The organism is Corallococcus sp. CA049B, assembly GCF_003611685.1.
Taxonomy (GTDB): domain Bacteria; phylum Myxococcota; class Myxococcia; order Myxococcales; family Myxococcaceae; genus Corallococcus; species Corallococcus coralloides.
Genome location: NZ_RAWC01000097.1, coordinates 1 through 17277, shown reverse-complemented (window position 1 = coordinate 17277; position 17277 = coordinate 1). Strand labels below are relative to the sequence as shown.

Sequence of the window (17277 nt, the reverse complement as noted above, 5' to 3'; positions counted from 1 at the left end):
CGTCCAGGCGTCCTCGCGCCAACTCTGTGTTCTACCGGGCTTTCGGGGAGCCCCTGACGTGCATGGCACGCACTGCCGGTGCAAGATGGCAGCTTCACTGTTCCTGACCGATGCCTCCCGCGGCCCGGGGGCCACTCCCATGTCATCCAGCGCCACGCCCAGCGACAGCCTGCAGGAGTCCGTCCGGCGCGCGCTCGACGGGGAACGCCAGTCCAATGGACGGCACCTGGCGTGGGTCCGGCTGGGCGCGGTGGGCGTGCTGTTCTCCATGGCCGTGTACCTGGGCCGCGTGCGCGGGCTGCACGACTGGGACATCTACCTGGCGCCGTTCGCGCTGTACCTGGTGTGCACCACCCTCGTGGCCGTGGCGGTGACGGCCTCCGCGCGCATCGCCCGCTGGGCGTCGCTGTCCGTCGCGTTCGTGGACGTGCCCGCCGTGTACTGGCTCCAGCACCTGGCGCTGCCGGTGTCCCCGTCTCCAGGCGGTGTGGCCGGCTTCACGCTGGGCGTCTTCGCGGCGCTGGTGCTGCTGTCCGCGCTGAGCCTCCGGCGGCCCGTCACCCTGCTCGTCACGGTCATCGCCATCCTCGCGGAGGCGGAGCTCCAGCGGCAGGCCTCCATCGGCGGGGGCGCGCAGGTGGCAAGCGCGGTGATGCTGGCCATGACGGCCGCGGGGGCCTCCCGGCTCCTCCAGCGCATCCGCTTCCTGTCCGCCGCGGTCACCCAGGAGGAGCTCCAGCGCGCGCGGCTGGGCCGCTACTTCTCCCCCGCCGTCGCCGAGCGCCTCCAGGACCGCGACTCCCCCGCCCCGGAGCTGCGCGAGGTGTCCGTCCTCTTCGCGGACGTGCGCGACTTCACCGCCCTGAGCGAACGGCTGCCACCCGAGCAGGTGGTCACCATCCTCAACGAGTACTACGGCCGCATGGTGGAGGTGGTGTTCCGCCACGGCGGGACGCTCGACAAGTTCATCGGGGACGCACTGATGGTGTACTTCGGCGCCCCGCTGCCGGACGCCTGGCATGCCCGCAGCGCCACCCGGTGCGCGCTGGACATGGTGCGCGAACTGGAGGCCGTCAACGCCGAGCGCGCCGCCCGGGGGGAGCCCGGCCTGCGCATGGGCGTGGGCGTGCATACGGGGCCGGTGGTGCTGGGCAACATCGGATCGCCGTTCCGGCGCCTGGAGTACACGGCCATTGGCGACACGGTGAACCTGGCCAACCGCATCGAGCGGCTGACCAAGGGCTTCGGGGTGCCGGTGCTCGTCTCCCAGGCGACCCGGGAGCGGGCGGGTGACACCTTCCGCTGGGCCCCGGCCCCCACCGCGCTCGTGCCCGGCAAGAGCCAGCCGGTGGTGACCTTCATCCCCGAGCCCGCCGAGGGCGCCCCGGGGCTGGGTCCGGACGTGGCCGCCTGAGCCCTTCCACCCGCCGCGCCCAGGCAGGCAGGGGGTGGATCGCGACGCGGGCTGCTGGACCACCTAAGTGGCCTACACGGTTGAGGGTTTACGTTGACGCCTCACGCGAACGGTCCTTATAAAGCCGCGGTTTCCTCTGTCGTAGATCGAGGCCCCCCTTGAGCATTTTCGCGTTGGACCGGGTCGCCGCCCAGTTCCCCGAAGCGGTCGCGGAGCGCTATGTCGACCGCGCTGGCGGAGCCTGGGCCGTCATTCATGCGGAGTGGCTGCCGAAGGTCGCCACCTTCCTGAAGATGGACCCCGAGCTGGACTTCAAGCTGTTCGGCTCCGCGGACGCCGTGGATCGCCTGCACCTGGCGGAGAGTGATCCGCGCTTCGAGGTCGTCTACTTCCTCTATTCGCTCAAGCGGAAGGAGCACGTGCGCCTGAAGGTGCGCGTGACCGAGACCCGCCCGGAGCTGCCCTCCCTCACGCCGCTGTACCGCGGCGCCAACTGGTGGGAGCGGCTGGTGTTCGACTTCTACGGCATCCGCTTCACCGACCACCCGGACCTGCGCCGCATCCTCCTGTACGAGGAGTTCCAGGGTCACCCCCTGCGCAAGGACTACGCGCTGCGCGACCGCCAGCCGCTGATCCCCGAGCGCCCCATCAAGGACATCTTCCGCGGCCCCGGCACCAGCGGCATCGCCTGATCGAGACCTCACCATGGCCGACAGCCACAACACCGACGCGCAGAAGCCCCACAACCCCGACACCGATGGGTTCGCCCACGAGGAGTCGGAGCTGGAGTCTCACTTCCAGACGAAGAACATGGTCATCAACATGGGCCCCTCCCACCCGGCCACGCACGGCACCGTGCGGCTGAAGGTGGAGCTCGAGGGTGAGACCATCGTCAAGATCGACCCGGAGATCGGCTTCCTCCACCGCGGCTTCCAGAAGAGCTGCGAGAACGTCACCTGGACGCAGTGCCTGCCGTACACGGACCGGCTCAACTACCTGTCCGCGATGATGAACAACTTCGGGTTCCTCAACGCCGTGGAGAAGCTCATCGGCCTGGAGATCCCGGAGCGCGCCCAGTACATCCGCGTCATCGGCAGCGAGCTGCACCGGCTCACGGACCACCTGACGTGCGTGGGCGCCACCGGCCTGGAGATGGGCGGCTTCGCGCCGTTCCTCTACGGCATGGAGGCCCGCGAGCTCATCCAGGACCGCGTCACGGAGCTCACCGGCGCGCGCCTCACCACCAGCTTCGGCCGCGTGGGCGGCATGAACCGCGACCTGCCGGAAGGCTGGTCGGAGAAGGTCAAGAAGACGCTGGACCGCACCGAAGAGCTGCTCGTGGAGATGGACGGGCTGCTCACGCGCAACCGCATCTTCGTGGACCGCACCAAGGGCACCGGCGTCATCACCGCCGAGGACGCCATCGACTACGGGTGGACGGGCCCCGCGCTGCGCGCGTGCGGCGTGGACCACGACCTGCGCAAGGTGCAGCCGTACTGGGTCTACGACCGCTTCGACTTCGAGGTGGTGGTGGGCGAGCACGGCGACAACTACGACCGCTACCTCGTGCGCCTGGAGGAGATGCGGCAGTCCATCAAGATCATCCGCCAGGCCCTGGACACCATCCCCGCGGGCCCCATCATCGTGGACGACTGGCGCATCGCGCTGCCGCCCAAGCCGGAGGTGTACGGCACCATCGAAGGCGTGATGGCGCACTTCAAGCTGGTGATGGAGGGCATCCAGGTCCCCCCCGGTGAAGTCTACGACGCGACGGAAGCGTCCAACGGCGAGCTGGGCTGGTACCTGGTGAGCGACGGCCGCGGCCGTCCGTACAAGGTCCACGTGCGCGCCCCGGGCTTCCCGGTGCTGTCGGCGCTGCCGCACATCATCCAGGGCAAGATGCTCGCGGACCTCGTTCCCACCTTTGACACCATCAACATGATCGGCGGCGAGGTCGAGCAGTGAGCGACAACGACACGAAGAAGCCCACCGGTGACGCGCAGACGCCCCCCAAGGGCGCGCCCACCGACACGCCCGCGGCCAAGGTTGGCTCGGAGCCGTCCAACCCGCCCGCCGGCGCGAAGCTGGACAATCCGCCCGCGGCCGCCAGCGGCCCCACCGGCACGCCTCCGCCCAAGCCGGCGGCGCCTCCGGCCGGCGGCCCTCCGCCCAAGCCGCAGCCCAAGAACCCGGGCTTCGTGACGGCGGTCATCGACGGGCGCGAAGTCGTGGTGAAGCCGGGGACCAACATGATCGAGGCGGCCAAGTCGGTCGGCTCGGAGATCCCCTACTACTGCTACCACCCGCGCCTCTCCATCGCGGCCAACTGCCGCATCTGTCTGATTGAGGCGTCCAACGCGCCCAAGCTCGTCCCCGCCTGCCAGACGCCCATGGCCGAGGGTCAGGTCATCAAGACCACGACCCCCAAGGTCAAGGAGCAGCAGCGCGCGGTGATGGAGTTCCTGCTCTTGAACCACCCGGTCGACTGCTCCATCTGCGACCAGGCCGGTGAGTGCAAGCTGCAGGACTACTACATGAAGTACGACTACAAGCCCTCGCGTCTGGAGGGCACCAAGGCCCTCAAGCACAAGCGCAAGGTGCTGGGGCCCCGCGTCGTGCTCGATCAGGAGCGCTGCATCATCTGCACGCGCTGCGTCCGCTTCATGAATGAGATCCCGAAGGAGCCGCAGCTGGGCGTCTTCGGCCGTGGCAGCCACGAGCGCATCGACGTCTTCCCGGGCAACGAGCTGGACAGCAACTACTCGCTGAACACCGTGGACGTGTGCCCGGTGGGCGCGCTGCTCTCCCGCGACTTCCGCTTCAAGGCGCGCTCCTGGTTCCTGTCCGCCACGCCGTCCGTCTGCACGGGCTGCTCGCGCGGCTGCACCATCTCCGCGGACTGGATGTCCCAGGACACCTACCGCTACCGCCCGCGTGAGAACGAGGCCATCAACAAGAGCTGGATGTGCGACCAGGGCCGCCTGTCGTACAAGGACCTGAACGTGGGCCGCGTGCTGTCCGCCCGCGTGGGCCGCGGCCTGCAGGCCCCCGGCACGGTGCAGCCGGTGCTCACGCGCAAGGACGCCGCGCTCGGCGCGGCCAAGGCGCTCAAGCCGCTCGCGGGCTCCAAGCAGCTCGCGGTGCTGGCCTCGCCGCTCGCGTCCAACGAGGACCTGCTCGCGGGCCTGACGTTCGCCAAGACGGTGCTGGGCGTGACGTCCGTGTTCGTCGGTGGCCGTCCGCAGGGCAAGGCGGACCACTACCTGATGACGGCGGACAAGAACCCCAACCGCCAGGGCCTGGCGCTCATCGCCAAGGGCCTGGGGCTGTCGCTCAAGGGCTTCGAGGAGCTCACCCCCGCCATCAAGGCCGGACAGGTGAAGGCGCTCTACGCGCTGGGCACGGAGGTCCCCACGGACGCGGCCGCGTTCGCGGAAGTGGTCGCGTCGCTGGAGGTGTTCGTCGCCCAGGCGCAGAACGAGTCCCCGGTGACGGCGCAGGCCACGGTGCTCTTGCCCGCCTCCGCGCACATCGAGGACGAGGGCACGTTCACCCAACAGGACGGCATCACCCAGCGCTTCCGCAAGGCGTACCCCTCCAAGGGGGACGCGGTGCCGCACTGGAAGTGGGCCACGGAGCTGACGCGCGAGCTGGGCGGCGAGTCCGCCGCGGCCTCCGCGCGCGACGTGTGGCGGGCGCTCTCGGGGCAGGTGTCCGAGTTCGCCGAGTTCAACTGGGACAAGGCCTCTCCGCCGGACCGGGAGAAGCCGGGCATCAATCCGCTGCCGTCGAGTGCCGACGGCCGTCCGCCGGGCTACCGTGAGTTCGGCGCGCCGCGCGTGAGGGGCATCTGACCATGAGCCGTATCCTGACCATGCTGTTCGCCATGGCCTTCATCGTCTTCGCCATCGCTGGCGGAGTGGCCTCGGCGTATCTGGTGGGCTACCTGGCGGAGGAGTACCTCTTCGAGGGTGCCAGCCGCCTGACGAACATCCTCTTCCTGATGCTCGTCTTCGTGATGATCACCGCGACGCTGCTCACGATCGCGGAGCGCAAGTGGTCCGCGTTCATGCAGGACCGCGTGGGTCCCAACCGCGCGCGCATCGCCCTGCCGGGCCTGTCCAACCGCTCCCTGGGCGGCCTCCCGCACATCCTCACGGACGTGCTGAAGATGCTGACCAAGGAGGACTTCGTCCCCGGCACCGCCAACCGCTTCCTGTTCAACCTGGGCCCCATCCTCGCCTTCGCGCCGGTGTTCGCGCTGTTCGCGGTGGTGCCGGCCGGCCCCACGGTGAACGTGTTCGGCAAGACGGTGGACATGGTCGTCGCCACGCCGGACTTCGGCATGCTGTACCTGCTCGCCATCGCGTCGCTCGCCGTCTACGGCACGTCGCTGGCCGGCTGGGCCTCCAACAACAAGTTCGCGCTGCTGGGCGGCGTGCGCGCCTCCGCGCAGATGATCTCCTACGAAGTGGCGCTGGGCCTGTCGCTGGTGGGCCTGTTCCTGGCCTTCTCCTCCGTGCAGCTGCCCACGCTGGTGGGTGACGTGGGCAACGCGCTCGTGTCCGGCACCGGTCAGGCGAAGTACCTGTGGCGCACGGACGGCGGCTTCGACCTGGGCCTGCCGGCGTGGGGCATCTTCATCCAGCCCCTGGGCTTCATCGCCTTCTTCGTGGCGTCCTTCGCGGAGACCAAGCGCGCCCCGTTCGACGCTCCGGAAGGCGAGTCCGAAATCATCGGCTACTTCGTGGAGTACTCCGGCATGAAGTTCGGCATGTTCATGATCTCCGAGTTCGTGGAGGTCGTGGTGCTGGCCGGCGTGACGACGTCGCTCTTCTTCGGCGGGCACCACCTGCCCTTCGGCGGCGAGTGGCTGGCGGCGCAGCCCTTCTTCCAGGAGCACGGCTGGGTGTACGGCACGCTCCTGGGCACGGTGTTCTGGATCAAGGTCATCCTGCTCATCTGGGTGCAGCTGGTGATCCGCTGGACCTTCCCGCGCTTCCGCTACGATCAGATCCAGAACCTGGGCTGGAAGATCCTCCTGCCCGTGGGCCTGGCCAACGTGTTCATCAGCGGCGCGCTGGTGCTGTGGGATCCGTCCCTCCGCGCGCTGGGCGTGGTGGGCCTCCTGGAGATCGGCTTCGTGCTGGCCCTGACGCTGACCCCGGGCGCCAAGGCGGCCGGGGCGCATGACACGGCGCACGGCCATGGCCACGACGCTCACGGCCACGGAAGCGATGCGCACGGTCTGCCGGCGCACGCGGACCCCCACTCCCACTCCCCGGCGGGCGCGCACTAGCGCGGTCCGGAAGCGAGACAAGACACCATGGCGTTCAATGCTTCCCAGGATCCGCGCACGGACATCCGCGAGCGGATGTACATCCCGGAGCTGCTGCGCGGTCTGGCCATCACGACCAAGCACTTCTTCCGCAACATGTTCGGCACGCGCGACACCAACCCCCAGGTGGTGGACCGCACGGGCACGAGCCTGATGACCACGGTGGAGTACCCGGAAGAGAAGCCCATCTATCCGGAGGGCTACCGTGGCCTGCACCGGCTGGTGCCGCGTGACGACGGCAAGCCGCGCTGCGTGGCCTGCTACATGTGCGCGACCATCTGCCCCGCGCAGTGCATCTACATCGAGGCGGGTGAGTACGAGCAGGCGTCCACCGACTCCGAGTCGGCGGTCATCGAGAAGTACCCCACCCAGTTCGTCATCGACGAGCTGCGCTGCATCGTGTGCGGCCTGTGCGTGGAGGCGTGCCCCAAGGACGCCATCCGCATGGACACGTACATGCACACGCCGTCCGAGTACAACCGGCAGAACTTCGTCTACGACATCCCGAAGCTGCTCAAGGGCCCGCCGGTGTCGCACCCGTCCGACCCGTGGAACAAGCGCGACAGCTCCTCGGAGCCGCACCACGTCCACAAGGAAGCGCACACGCGCATCGGCGAGGGACACGCGGACCACGGCCACGGCCACGCCAAGCAGCTGGGCGCGGGCCACGGCCACGCCAAGGCGGGCGCCGGGCACGCGGTGGTGACCCAGCAGGGTCCCATCCAGGTGACGAAGTTCATCAAGTAGTCCTTTGTTTCGCACCGCGAGGGGCGGGCCGTGCGCCGCCCCTTCGCACGCATCCCGGCCCGCCTCCTTCCCGCCGTATCGGGAAGGGCGGGCCGAAGCCTTTTCTGGGGGCATGTGGTGATGCTGCACCTCTTCAATGCGCATGGTGCCGGCCTGGCACGGGGAGCCCCGCCGTGAAGCGCTACCGGATGTCGGTGTGCAAGGGCTCCAGCTGCCGCGCGGGCGGCTCGGACGCGGTGCACGTGGCGGCGCGCGAGGCGCTGGCGGAGAAGGGCCTGCAGGCCCGCTGCGAGCTGTACCGGGGCGGCTGCTACGGCTTCTGCCACATGGGGCCCAACGTGGTGGTGCGCGAGGACACGGGCCGCAAGCGCGACCCGCTGTCCCCAGAGGACTACCAGCTCATGGGGTGGCCTGGAGAGGTCTACTACTCCGGGATGACGGCGGAGAAGATGCGCCGCGTGGTGGCCGAGCACATCCAGGACGACGCGCCGGTGCGCGAGCTGTTCGGCCAGCCGGACTCTGGCGACGACGACTGACGTTCAGGAGGTAGACCGTGCTTCGCGCATCCCCTGCGCCCCTCTTGCTGCCGGCGCTCGTGGGCCTGCTGATGCTCGGCGGGTGTTCGCGGCCCGTGGCGCCGGTGCCCTCGAAGGTGCTCGGCGCGCATCCGGATGCGGACAGCCCCCGCGTCGTGGGCACGGCGCTCGTCCGGGACGGGGATTCCCGCGAGGAGTTGCTGGCGCGCCATCCCCGCGTCGAACCCGACGCGGCGCTGACGTCCACCCTGGCGGCCCTCCTCGCGGACTCCGGGCAGCGCCTGCGCTGGAGCGCGGCCCCCGCGGAGGACCTGTCGTGTGACAACGGCGACGTCCGTTTCCGGATCCAGGTGCGGGTGCCGCCCGCGTGCCGGGAGCGCGCGTGTCCCGTGCTCGCCTTCTACACAACGGCCTGTCCCACGCCGGACTACCACTGGCGCCCGGAGTTCTTCCTGCGCGCGGGCTTCATCTTCGCGGAGCCCGCGGTGCGGGGCACCAAATGCTCCGTGGACTGGGCCCGCGCGGACAACGGGCCCCTGCGCGTGGCCGCCGCCACGGACCTGGAGGCCGCCAGCCGCTGCCTGCGCCAGCGCTTCACCCGTGATGGCGTGGCCCCCAGGCTGGGCATCCTCGGGTGGAGCTACGGAGGCAACCAGACGCTGGTGGGCATGACGCGCTTCGCGGGCAGCTACGATGCGGGCTTTGCCCTCGCGGCCAAGACGGACCTGGGCTCCTTCCTCTCGCAGCTGGCGCCGGAGCTGCGCCGCACCCGAGCCGAGGAGTACGGCGACCCGGAGCGGGACGCGGAGCTGCTTCGCGCCATCTCCCCCGTGACCTGGGTGGACCGGGTGGAGGCGCCCATCGCCCTGATGCTGGGCGCGAGGGACCCCAAGGTGTCGCTGTCGGACGCGGACGTCTTCGTGCGCAAGCTCCGGGCCCGGGGCCAGGACGCGACCCTGATGATCATCCCCGAGCACGCGCACCTCACGGAGCGCCCGGAGGAGATCGCCTTCGAGCACGCCCACCTCCTCCAGTTCTTCACCACGCGCTTCGGTGTGCCCCTGAGGGTCGACACGCAGCCCTGACGGGCCGCTCAGCGCGCATCCGTGCTGCGCCGGCCCCAGCGGATGACGCCGTCCCAGTCCTCGGGCGGAGGCGTCTGGATGAGGCGCTGGCAGCGCTCGACGTAGACACGGGCCACCGGGTCGCCGTGCTCCACGCCGCAGCGGCGGAACAGCTCCTGGGCCACGATGAAGTCGCGCCCGTAGTAGGCGGTGAGGGCCTTCTCGTAGAGGGCGATGCCCGCCTGCTTCTCCGGGGAGAACTCACCCCGCCGGCCCAGCAGCTCGTGCACGCGCACGGGCTGGGGGCGGTCCGCGAGGAGCACGCGGTCCACCTCGCGGAAGACGTACGCGTCGCTGGCGAGCTGCGCGGTGGCGTGCCCCACCAGCACCTGGGTGCCGTACTGCTTGTTGGCCGCCTCCAGCCGGCCGGCCATGCCCACCGCGTCGCCCATGACGGTGTAGTTGGACTTGAGCTCGCTGCCCATGTCGCCCACCAGCAGGTCGCCCGTGTCGATGCCGGCGCGCACCGACAGCCGGTGCCCGAACTGCTTCTCCCAGAGGGGCTGTTTCTGCGCGAGCGCCGCGTGGAGCTTCAGCGCCGCCTCACAGGCCAGGTGCGCGTGGCGGTCCGTGCGCACGGGCGCGCCCCAGAAGGCCATCACCGAGTCGCCGATGTACTTGTCCACCTGCCCCGCCGTGGCGCGCACCACGGCGGTCATCTCCGTGAGGAAGGTGTTGAGCAGCGGCACCAACTGCTCCGGCGGCAGCGCCTGCGACAGGCGCGTGAAGCCCTCGATATCGCAGAGGTACACGGTCATCTGCCGGCGCTCCGGCTTCATCAGGCTCACGTCGCGCGCCACCAGCCGCGCCACGTCCGGGCTCACGTAGCGGCCCAGCGCGCTGTGCACGAACTCGCGCACGTCCTGCTCGGTGCGGAAGGCGTAGAGGGTCGTCACCAGGAACGCGAGCCCGCCGGACCACAGCGGTCCCGCGACGGCGATCCACACCTGTTCATGGACGAAGACGTAGCCCGCCGCGCCCACGTAGCCCGCCCCGGCCGCCACCGCCACGCAGACGAAGAGGAAGGCCCCGCCCACGGAGCGCAGGAGCCAGCTGAACGACAGCGCCAGGAACGCGCCAATGAACGCGAGCCCCATGGTGGCGAGCATGTCCACCTTCGGCGGCGCGCGGGTGATGCCGTTCGACGCGAGGATGTTGGCGAGCGCCTGGCCCAGCACGGCGCCGTTGGCGATGCCCGGCCCGATGGGCGTCACCCGGCGCTCGGGGGCGTAGCTGCTGGTGTTGGTGAGGATGACGGCGCGGCCTTCCAGGTCGTGGTCGAAGCGGACGGGCCGCGCCTCCTGCGAGTCGAAGAGGTTGAGCAGCACGTTCCACGCGCGGATGGAGCGGGCGAGCGGGCCGCGCGCGCCGCGGGTGGCGGACGCGGCCTCCCAGCGCAGCAGGCTGTAGCCGGCCGCGTCCATGGGCACGGAGTACGTGTCCCCGATGAAGAGGCGCCCGTCCGCGTACCGCAGCTTCTGCGTGCCCGCGAGCCGCATGGCGGCGGCCAGGGGCAGCGAGGGCAGGACGTAGCGCTCGCCACCGCGCGGGCTGTAGGCGACGAGGTGGGGCACGCCGCGCACCACTCCGTCGGGGTCCGCGGGCAGCGTGGTGGCGCCGTAGCCGCTGGCCTGGCTGAGCAGCGGCGTCACCGGGTGCTGGAGCTGGCGCACCTCCAGGAGCTTCTCCGGATCCAACCCCTGCACCTGCACGGAGGCCAGGGCGAGGAACAGGTCCGCCGGGGCCACGCGGAAGGCGTCGTCCGCGGCGCGGCGCTCCTGGATGGACGCGGCGGCGGTGCCCATCTGCTCGCCCAGGCCGCGGCCCTCGCCCTCGTCCGCGACGCCGGCCCAGACCTCCAGGGCCTTGCCGGCGGGGATGAGGAACGCGGGGCGCTGGAGGGCGAGCACGGACTGGGCGCGGGTGCGGGCCTCGGTGATGTTGGGGTAGCTGCCCAGGCGGACCCTGTAGGGCCACAGGCGGCCGGTGGGCGGCAGCGTGCGGGTGCCCTCGGCGCCCCAGCGGAAGGCGAGCACGGAGTGGCCGGGGTCCTGATCCAGCAGGGCGCGCAGCGCGTCGTCGTCCTGGGACAGGGCGCCCCGGCCCGAGCGCGTGGGGGTGACGCAGGCGCGGGGGCTGAGCTCCGGGTAGGTGAAGTCCAGCATCACCACGGAGGCGCCCTCCTCCACCAGGCGGTGCACCATGCCGCCCATGACCTGGCGCGGCCACGGGTACGCGGCGATCTCCGCGCGGGGGCCCTGCTGGGCTTCGGCGAGCGTGTCGTCGTCGATGGAGACGAGCACCACCCGGTCGGAGCGCTCGGACACCTCCCCCAGCTGGCGGATGCGCCAGTCGTAGAAGACGCGCTCGCCGCCGTCGAGCCAGCTGGTGAGCCCGTCGATGAAGCCCGAGGGCGACAGCAGGGGCGCGGGCGTGTCCTCCGGACGCGCGGGGCCCGTGACGCGGTGGGAGACGAGCAGGCCGAGCAGGCAGCCGAACAGGGCCGCCATGGCGAGCGAGAAGCCGAGCCGGTGGAGGAAGCGGCGGCCAGAGGAGTGGATGCGGAGGCGTTGCACGAGCGGCGTGCAGGATACTCCGATGGGGCCTAACGCCCATGGGCAACACGCGGGGTATGGTTGGCCGCCGTCACCCGTGCCCCGTTCAAGAGAGTGCCCATGAAACGCCTGTTGCTGTCCGCCCTGGCCACCGTGTCCCTGCTGTCGCCGCTCGCCTGTGACCTGGAGAAGACGACGAACCAGCTCACGGCGGACCACGTCATCGTGGGCACCCTGCTCGCGACGCCGCAGGTGGACGTGTCCGCGTTGGCGCTGGCGGGCTACGACGGGGGGACGCTCGGGCCGGACGGCGGGGACGTGGTGAGCTTCCCCGGGCAGACGGCGGCGTTCGTGTTCTTCGGGACGAAGTCGGGGGAGAACGCGCAGCCGCAGGGCGTGAGTGGGGCCACCGTGACGCTGAACGCCGGGAGCGCGGCGGGCGTCGCGCTCAACGGCCAGGGCGGCGGCAGCTACGGCGTGACGAGCGACTCCACGGACGACCTGGAGTACGCGTCCGGCGCCACCTATTCGTTCTTCGCGGAGCAGGGCGGGACGAAGTACGAGGCGCGGGTGGAGGACGCGCCGACGAAGGAGGCCATCTCGAAGTTCCACCCGGCGGAGGGCTTCGTGCGCCACAACGCCAACACGGCCTTCGAGTTCGACCGGCCGGCGCCTCCGCCGAACCAGGACCGGACGCTGGGCTTCGTGACGGTGGTGCCGCTGGGCTCGAACGGGGAGAAGGGCCAGGCCACCTATTCGAACGTGCCCACGTCGCCGGTGGAGTTCCTCCAGTTGGCGGCGACCCCGGCGCTGTTCCGCGAGGCGCGCGTGACGATTCCCGCCACCGCGTTCCCGAACCCCAAGCAGACCTACCTGGTCATCTTCCAGGCCGTGCGCATGGGCGGCCCGGAGTCCGACAACCTCTTCCTGGGCAGCGTCGTCCTCGCGGGCACCGCGGAGGTGGGCATCGTGCGGACGAACTGAGCGCGTCTATCCGGCCTCGATGTCCAGGCTGATGCGCTCCTCCAGCTTGAGGCGCAGCAGGTGGCCCGCGAAGCGCTCCGACTCTTCGCGGGTGAGGATGCTGCGGAAGTCCGGGCCGTCCGCGAGCTCCACCTCCATCACGGCGCCGCGCTGGAGGAGGCGGAAGAAGTCCTCCCCTCCTCCAGGCCTGGGCACGCGCAGCGGGATGAAGCCCTTGAGCGGCACGACGTCCGTGCTCGCGTCGATGACGCGCAGCAGGCCCGGCGCGTCCGGGCGCACGGCGTCGGAGGCGACGGACTCCTCCGCGTAGAGCGGCGCGGGCGCAAGCGACAGGTCCTCGGTGGAGTCGTCGAAGAGGAAGGCGTAGCGGGACGGCACCCGCTGCGTGAGCAGGTAGCAGAGCAGGACGGCCTCATCCGGCTGCACGCGCGCGACGTGGAGGATGGAGCGCTCCGCCCCCACGCGGCGCAGGAGCAGCGTGAGGTGCGGCTGGCTGCGCTGAAGGTAGCGCTGGACGCGGTCCAGCAGCGTGGCGCGGACCTCCGTGAACGCGGCCTGGTAGCGGGCCTCGCTCTCCGCTTCGCGCTGGGAGACGGCGTCGCGAGCCCTGGCGAGCCTGGCCTCCGCGTCGCGCAGGAAGTCGCTGGCGGCGCCCTGTGGCTGAAGTCCCGGCGTGGTGGAACCGGCGTCCATGCCCGCGGCGCGCACCGCGCCCAGCAGGAAGGAACCCTGTTGCGTGAGCCGGGCCTGCTCCTCGCGGAACTGGATGACGGAGGCGGCGTGGCCGCGCTTCAGCTCCGCCCAGGCGTCGTAGGCGGACTCCAGCGTCTCCAGCGCGCGCAGTTGTCCCAGCGCGCCGTCGGGCCCGGAGGCCCACGGCGTGTCTGTGTTTCGCGCGGGAAGCGCCGGAGTCTCGTCCACGGCGGGCACATCCACGGGCGTGTCGTGTCTCGGTGGCGGTCTTGTCCCGGGCGGCTTCTTGCTCATCGCCGCGCATCCTAGCCGGAAACACGAAGGCCCCTCCCCGCGCTGAGCGGGAAGAGGCCCGTGTGTGACTTCAAGGCCACGCCCTGGAATCAGGTCGTCCGCTGACCCGGCGGCACCGTGGAGCCGGCGCCCTGCGGGGCTTCCGTGCCGCGCGCGTTGTTGATGGCCGTGGCGAGCTTGTCCTGGCCGCCCTGGATGCGCTGGCGCAGGTCACCGCGCAGCTGCTGGCCCGGCTTGTCCGCGAGCAGCAGGCCCACGCCCACGCCCACGAGCACGCCCGCCGCGAAGATGCCCAGCGCCGGCAGCGCCGTCTCCGCCGTCGTGCGGCGCGTCTCCAGGCCGATGAGGTCCAGCACGTCGTCGCGGTCCAGCTTCTTCAAGTCCTTCAGGCTCAGCATGTCCGACTCCGGGGAAATGACTTCGGGGAAAGACGTGGGTGCTTCGACAGAATCCTAGACGCTGCCCGAGGGCGGCGTGCCCCGGCCCGTCTGATAGCCCTGGAAGGCGGACTCCGCCATGCCCATGAGCTCATCCTTCACGAAGGGCAGCGCGGCCAGCCGCACGCCCAGCTTGAGGATGCGCCCGGTCAGCGGCGTGAAGAGGCCGCCGCCCAGCACGTAGCCCACGCCCACGGCGATGGCCAACGTGCCGTAGGGGTTGCGCTCCACGCGCCCCTTCAGGTCCAGCGTCTGCCCCAGGTCCGCCACCGCGCTGCGCGCGTTGTCGATGAACTGCTGCGCGTCCGAGCCCAGCTGATCCACGCGCTGGCCGAAGCCCGCGTCCTCGCCGTGCCCCGCGCCGTTGCCCGTCGTGCCCGAGTAGTTCGTCATGTCCGTGCTCCCTCTTTCAGGCAACCGGTTAGCGGGACGCGATGCGGCCCACGATGAAGCCCACCGCGATGGCGCCCAGGAGGCACGTGCCCGGGTTGGCCTTGATGAACCCGACGACCTGGTTGTTCAGGTCCACCAGGTTCTGCCGCGCCTCGTCCATGTCCGGCAGCTGCTCCTGAATCTGCCGCGCCCGGTCTGCCATCTGCTGCGGATTGATTTCCATGGAAGCCCTCTGCTGTGCGTTCGTTTTCCGGTTGTGTCTTGAAGCTTCTGCATCCAGGCCCGCGGGCGCAGCCTCAGCGCCGCGAGCCCACCAGGTAACCGACGAGGAAGGCGGTCCCCACGCAGGCGTAGGGATGCTTGCGCACCCACTGGCGCCAGTCGGTGACCTCCGCCACCTCCACCTTGAGCGCACTCACCGACGTGGCCAGGTCGGCCCGGGTGCGCTCGATTTCCTCGCGAAGCGCCGCGCTGGTGCGCGGCAGGTGTCCATTGCTAGCGGCCATCCCGCGGCTCCTTGAAACCCATTCCCGTCGTGTCCTTCAGCGTGTTCACCCCGGGCGCCGCGGCCACCCGCGGCGGCGCCGTGGTGAGCGCCGCCATGCTGCGCGACAGCTCGCTCACGCTGTCATCCATCATCTGGCGCGACTTCATCCGCTTCACCGCGCGCAGGATGCCCAGGCCGCCGCCCACCAGGTTCGCCGCGCCCACCAGCGCCAGCGCCCCCGCCCACCCCGTCCACGGAGCGAGCACGGCCGCCAGCGCCCCGCAGACGAAGGCGTAGCCCACGAGCAGGAAGGGCACGAACACGGCGATGCTCGCCATGTCCAGGCCCAGGGCCTTCGCGTCCTCCGCCAGCTCCACGCGCGCCAACTGGAGGTGCTGCGTCACCAACCGGCTGAAGCCATCCGCCATGCGCCCGACGAGCGCGGCGACGCCGCGATCCGTCTGTTCACTGCCCACGTGCATGCGCTCTCCGGCCGACGCTCACGTCCCTGTGCGCGTGGGCGCCAACCTAGGCACCCCACCTCCCCGCGACAACCACGGCGCGAGGAATTTGTCCGGCGTTCGCAAGCGTCGGCCACTCAACGCGAGAAACCACCGGACCCGCGTGCGAGCCTACCGCAAGCCCACACTCCTAGCCGATCAGCTGCACCGGCGGTGCGACAGGCGGCTGCACGGCGATGGGCGCCTCGAAGCGCATCACCAGCGGCAGGTGGTCCGACGCCACCCGGCTCAGCGGCGAGCGGTGCGGCGTCACCGACACCGGCCGCACCCCCGAGTCGACGTAGATGCGGTCCAACCGGAACAGGGGCAGCCGCGTGGGGTACGTGCGCGCGGCGGCGCCCAGCTCGAACGCGGCGTCGTGGATGGCCTCGCGCACGAGCGACGACACCGGCCCGTTGCCCCACGAGTTGAAGTCCCCGCACACCACCATGGGGTCCTTGCGGGCCGCGTCGCGGAGCAGGTCGGCGGACAGGAGGAGCGCTTCCTGCCGCCGCCGCTCGCTCACGGACAGCCCCAGGTGGAGGCAGAAGACATGCAACTGCTGCCCCCCTCCCAGGTCCAGGTCGCACCGCAGCGCGCCCCGGGGCTCCCGGCGCGGCACGCTCAGGTCATAGTTCTTCGACTTGAGCACCGGCAGCCGGCTGAGGATGGCGTTGCCATACCGGCGGCCGTTGCGGACCACGTTGGGTCCGAAGGCCATGTGCAGCCCGAGCATCTCGGCCAGGTGCTCGGGCTGGTCCTCCCGGGGCGTCTTGCCCCGGAAGTCCCCCACCTCCTGCAGGGCGATGATGTCCGCGTTCACCTCGCGCAAGACCGCGCCCACGCGCTCCAGGTCGAAGGCTCCGTCCACTCCGATGCCGGAGTGGATGTTGTAGGAGACCAGGGTCAGCTCCACGCGTCGTTCACCCTCCCCTTCCTGCTCAGGCCGGAATGATGCGGCGGGCCGCCAGGCGCACCGCCGCGAAGGGCAGCGACGCCAGCCGCTGCATCGCCGTCGCCACGTCGCCCACGCCGGACTGGATGGCCTTGAGCTGCCGGCGCGCCTCGTCGATGAGGTCCGGCAGCCGGCCCTGCTGCATCGGCCGCTCCTGGGTGGGCGGCAGCGCGCCGATGGGCGCCGTCGTCCCGATGACGGGCGAAGGGGCCGCCTTGCGCTGCTTCTTCGAGGCGCCGCTCACGCGCGACACCGGCCCATGGGAGAACTTGGCGTCCGCCTCTGGACGGGCCAGCTCCTCCAGCTGAAGCTCCATCTTGCGCGCGGTGAGGATCTCCTCCGTCTGCGCGTGGCTCTTGCCGTAGTGGACGCCCTCGTGTTCGTCCACCGACACCCGCGATGACTGGGCGAGGTGCGCCTTGTCGCGCTGACGCAGGCTGCGCTTCTGCGGCGGCAGCGTCTTGGGAACCTGGAAGTGGTCGAAGCTGTAGGAGCGAGGCATGAGCCCTCCCTTTCAAAATTGATGTGCTGCGTTGATGTGGGAAAGCTAGGGAGCCCCCCGCCGTCCGTAACGCCTTGACACGGAGAGAACAGGCACGGCTGCCTGCCGCACGTCCGGCCAGGAACACCCTTTCGCCTCCAAGGGCACCCAAGTACCGGCAATGGCACACCTCCGGGGCCTGCCTCCGGGACGGGCGGCCAGACGTCCAGCAGCAGGCATCCAGCCGGGCCCTTCCGGACAGAGAAGCAGCCAGCCAACACGCCCGACGCCGCTCCGGGAAGGTTCCGCGCGCGCGTGGTGTAAAGAACGGCCCATGCC

General features: G+C 70.6%; 18 protein-coding genes. 9 read left to right on the top strand and 9 right to left on the bottom strand.

All coding sequences use genetic code 11. The annotated features are described in order from the left end of the window. Positions 1-139 precede the first annotated feature (139 nt). From D7W82_RS21440 to D7W82_RS21405, 8 genes are all read left to right on the top strand, one after another. Positions 140-1414: an adenylate/guanylate cyclase domain-containing protein gene (locus tag D7W82_RS21440; RefSeq protein WP_120620133.1), complete on the top strand. Its 1275-nt coding sequence runs from the start codon at positions 140-142 to the stop codon at positions 1412-1414. A gap of 173 nt (positions 1415-1587) precedes the next feature. Then, positions 1588-2106, top strand: coding sequence for an NADH-quinone oxidoreductase subunit C (locus tag D7W82_RS21435; protein ID WP_120549976.1), 519 nt, complete (start codon positions 1588-1590; stop codon positions 2104-2106). Between the two features lie 13 nt (positions 2107-2119). Beyond that, a complete protein-coding gene (nuoD, locus tag D7W82_RS21430) occupies positions 2120-3379 on the top strand; it encodes an NADH dehydrogenase (quinone) subunit D (protein ID WP_120620132.1) in 1260 nt (419 codons plus the stop codon). After that, the gene (locus tag D7W82_RS21425) at positions 3376-5268 is read left to right on the top strand and encodes a 2Fe-2S iron-sulfur cluster-binding protein (RefSeq protein WP_120620131.1); all 1893 of its coding nucleotides are present in this window, start codon (positions 3376-3378) and stop codon (positions 5266-5268) included. The genes nuoD and D7W82_RS21425 overlap by 4 nt, the downstream gene beginning before the upstream one ends. Positions 5269-5270: 2 nt before the next feature. Then, positions 5271-6713: a complex I subunit 1 family protein gene (locus D7W82_RS21420; RefSeq protein ID WP_120620130.1), complete on the top strand. Its 1443-nt coding sequence runs from the start codon at positions 5271-5273 to the stop codon at positions 6711-6713. Positions 6714-6740: 27 nt separating this feature from the next. After that, positions 6741-7499: an NADH-quinone oxidoreductase subunit I gene (locus D7W82_RS21415; RefSeq protein ID WP_120620129.1), complete on the top strand. Its 759-nt coding sequence runs from the start codon at positions 6741-6743 to the stop codon at positions 7497-7499. A 173-nt stretch (positions 7500-7672) separates the two neighbouring features. Beyond that, complete coding sequence (locus tag D7W82_RS21410; protein WP_120620128.1) at positions 7673-8035, top strand: ferredoxin; 363 nt, start codon at positions 7673-7675, stop codon at positions 8033-8035. A gap of 17 nt (positions 8036-8052) precedes the next feature. Then, the gene (locus tag D7W82_RS21405) at positions 8053-9120 is read left to right on the top strand and encodes a S9 family peptidase (RefSeq protein WP_147439448.1); all 1068 of its coding nucleotides are present in this window, start codon (positions 8053-8055) and stop codon (positions 9118-9120) included. Between the two features lie 8 nt (positions 9121-9128). Here the strand turns inward: D7W82_RS21405 and D7W82_RS21400 are convergent, their stop codons facing one another. After that, positions 9129-11735 carry a CHASE2 domain-containing protein gene (locus D7W82_RS21400; RefSeq protein WP_370451049.1) on the bottom strand — a complete coding sequence of 869 codons (2607 nt, stop codon included), beginning with the start codon at positions 11733-11735 and terminating at the stop codon, positions 9129-9131. 99 nt (positions 11736-11834) lie between these two features. Between D7W82_RS21400 and D7W82_RS21395 the strand changes: the two genes are divergently transcribed. Then, positions 11835-12698, top strand: coding sequence for a hypothetical protein (locus tag D7W82_RS21395; protein WP_120620126.1), 864 nt, complete (start codon positions 11835-11837; stop codon positions 12696-12698). A 6-nt stretch (positions 12699-12704) separates the two neighbouring features. On the opposite strand, the gene D7W82_RS21390 is transcribed toward D7W82_RS21395, so the two are convergent. The 8 genes from D7W82_RS21390 to D7W82_RS21355 form a co-directional block, all read right to left on the bottom strand. Further along, positions 12705-13685, bottom strand: a complete 981-nt coding sequence (locus tag D7W82_RS21390; protein WP_233587848.1) for a hypothetical protein — start codon at positions 13683-13685, stop codon at positions 12705-12707. Between the two features lie 89 nt (positions 13686-13774). Next, positions 13775-14083: a YtxH domain-containing protein gene (locus D7W82_RS21385; protein WP_120620125.1), complete on the bottom strand. Its 309-nt coding sequence runs from the start codon at positions 14081-14083 to the stop codon at positions 13775-13777. 54 nt (positions 14084-14137) lie between these two features. After that, positions 14138-14515: a hypothetical protein gene (locus D7W82_RS21380; RefSeq protein WP_120620124.1), complete on the bottom strand. Its 378-nt coding sequence runs from the start codon at positions 14513-14515 to the stop codon at positions 14138-14140. Positions 14516-14543: 28 nt separating this feature from the next. Next, positions 14544-14738, bottom strand: a complete 195-nt coding sequence (locus D7W82_RS21375) for a hypothetical protein (protein ID WP_120577359.1) — start codon at positions 14736-14738, stop codon at positions 14544-14546. A 73-nt stretch (positions 14739-14811) separates the two neighbouring features. Then, on the bottom strand, positions 14812-15021 hold the full coding sequence (locus D7W82_RS21370) for a DUF3618 domain-containing protein (RefSeq protein ID WP_014398114.1): 210 nt from the start codon (positions 15019-15021) through the stop codon (positions 14812-14814). Then, positions 15011-15484, bottom strand: a complete 474-nt coding sequence (locus D7W82_RS21365; RefSeq protein ID WP_120620123.1) for a phage holin family protein — start codon at positions 15482-15484, stop codon at positions 15011-15013. Before D7W82_RS21365 ends, D7W82_RS21370 begins: the two co-directional genes overlap by 11 nt. 169 nt (positions 15485-15653) lie before the next feature. After that, complete coding sequence (locus D7W82_RS21360) at positions 15654-16418, bottom strand: endonuclease/exonuclease/phosphatase family protein (RefSeq protein ID WP_120620122.1); 765 nt, start codon at positions 16416-16418, stop codon at positions 15654-15656. 25 nt (positions 16419-16443) lie between these two features. Next, on the bottom strand, positions 16444-16959 hold the full coding sequence (locus tag D7W82_RS21355; protein ID WP_120620121.1) for a hypothetical protein: 516 nt from the start codon (positions 16957-16959) through the stop codon (positions 16444-16446). Between the last annotated feature and the right edge of the window lie 318 nt (positions 16960-17277).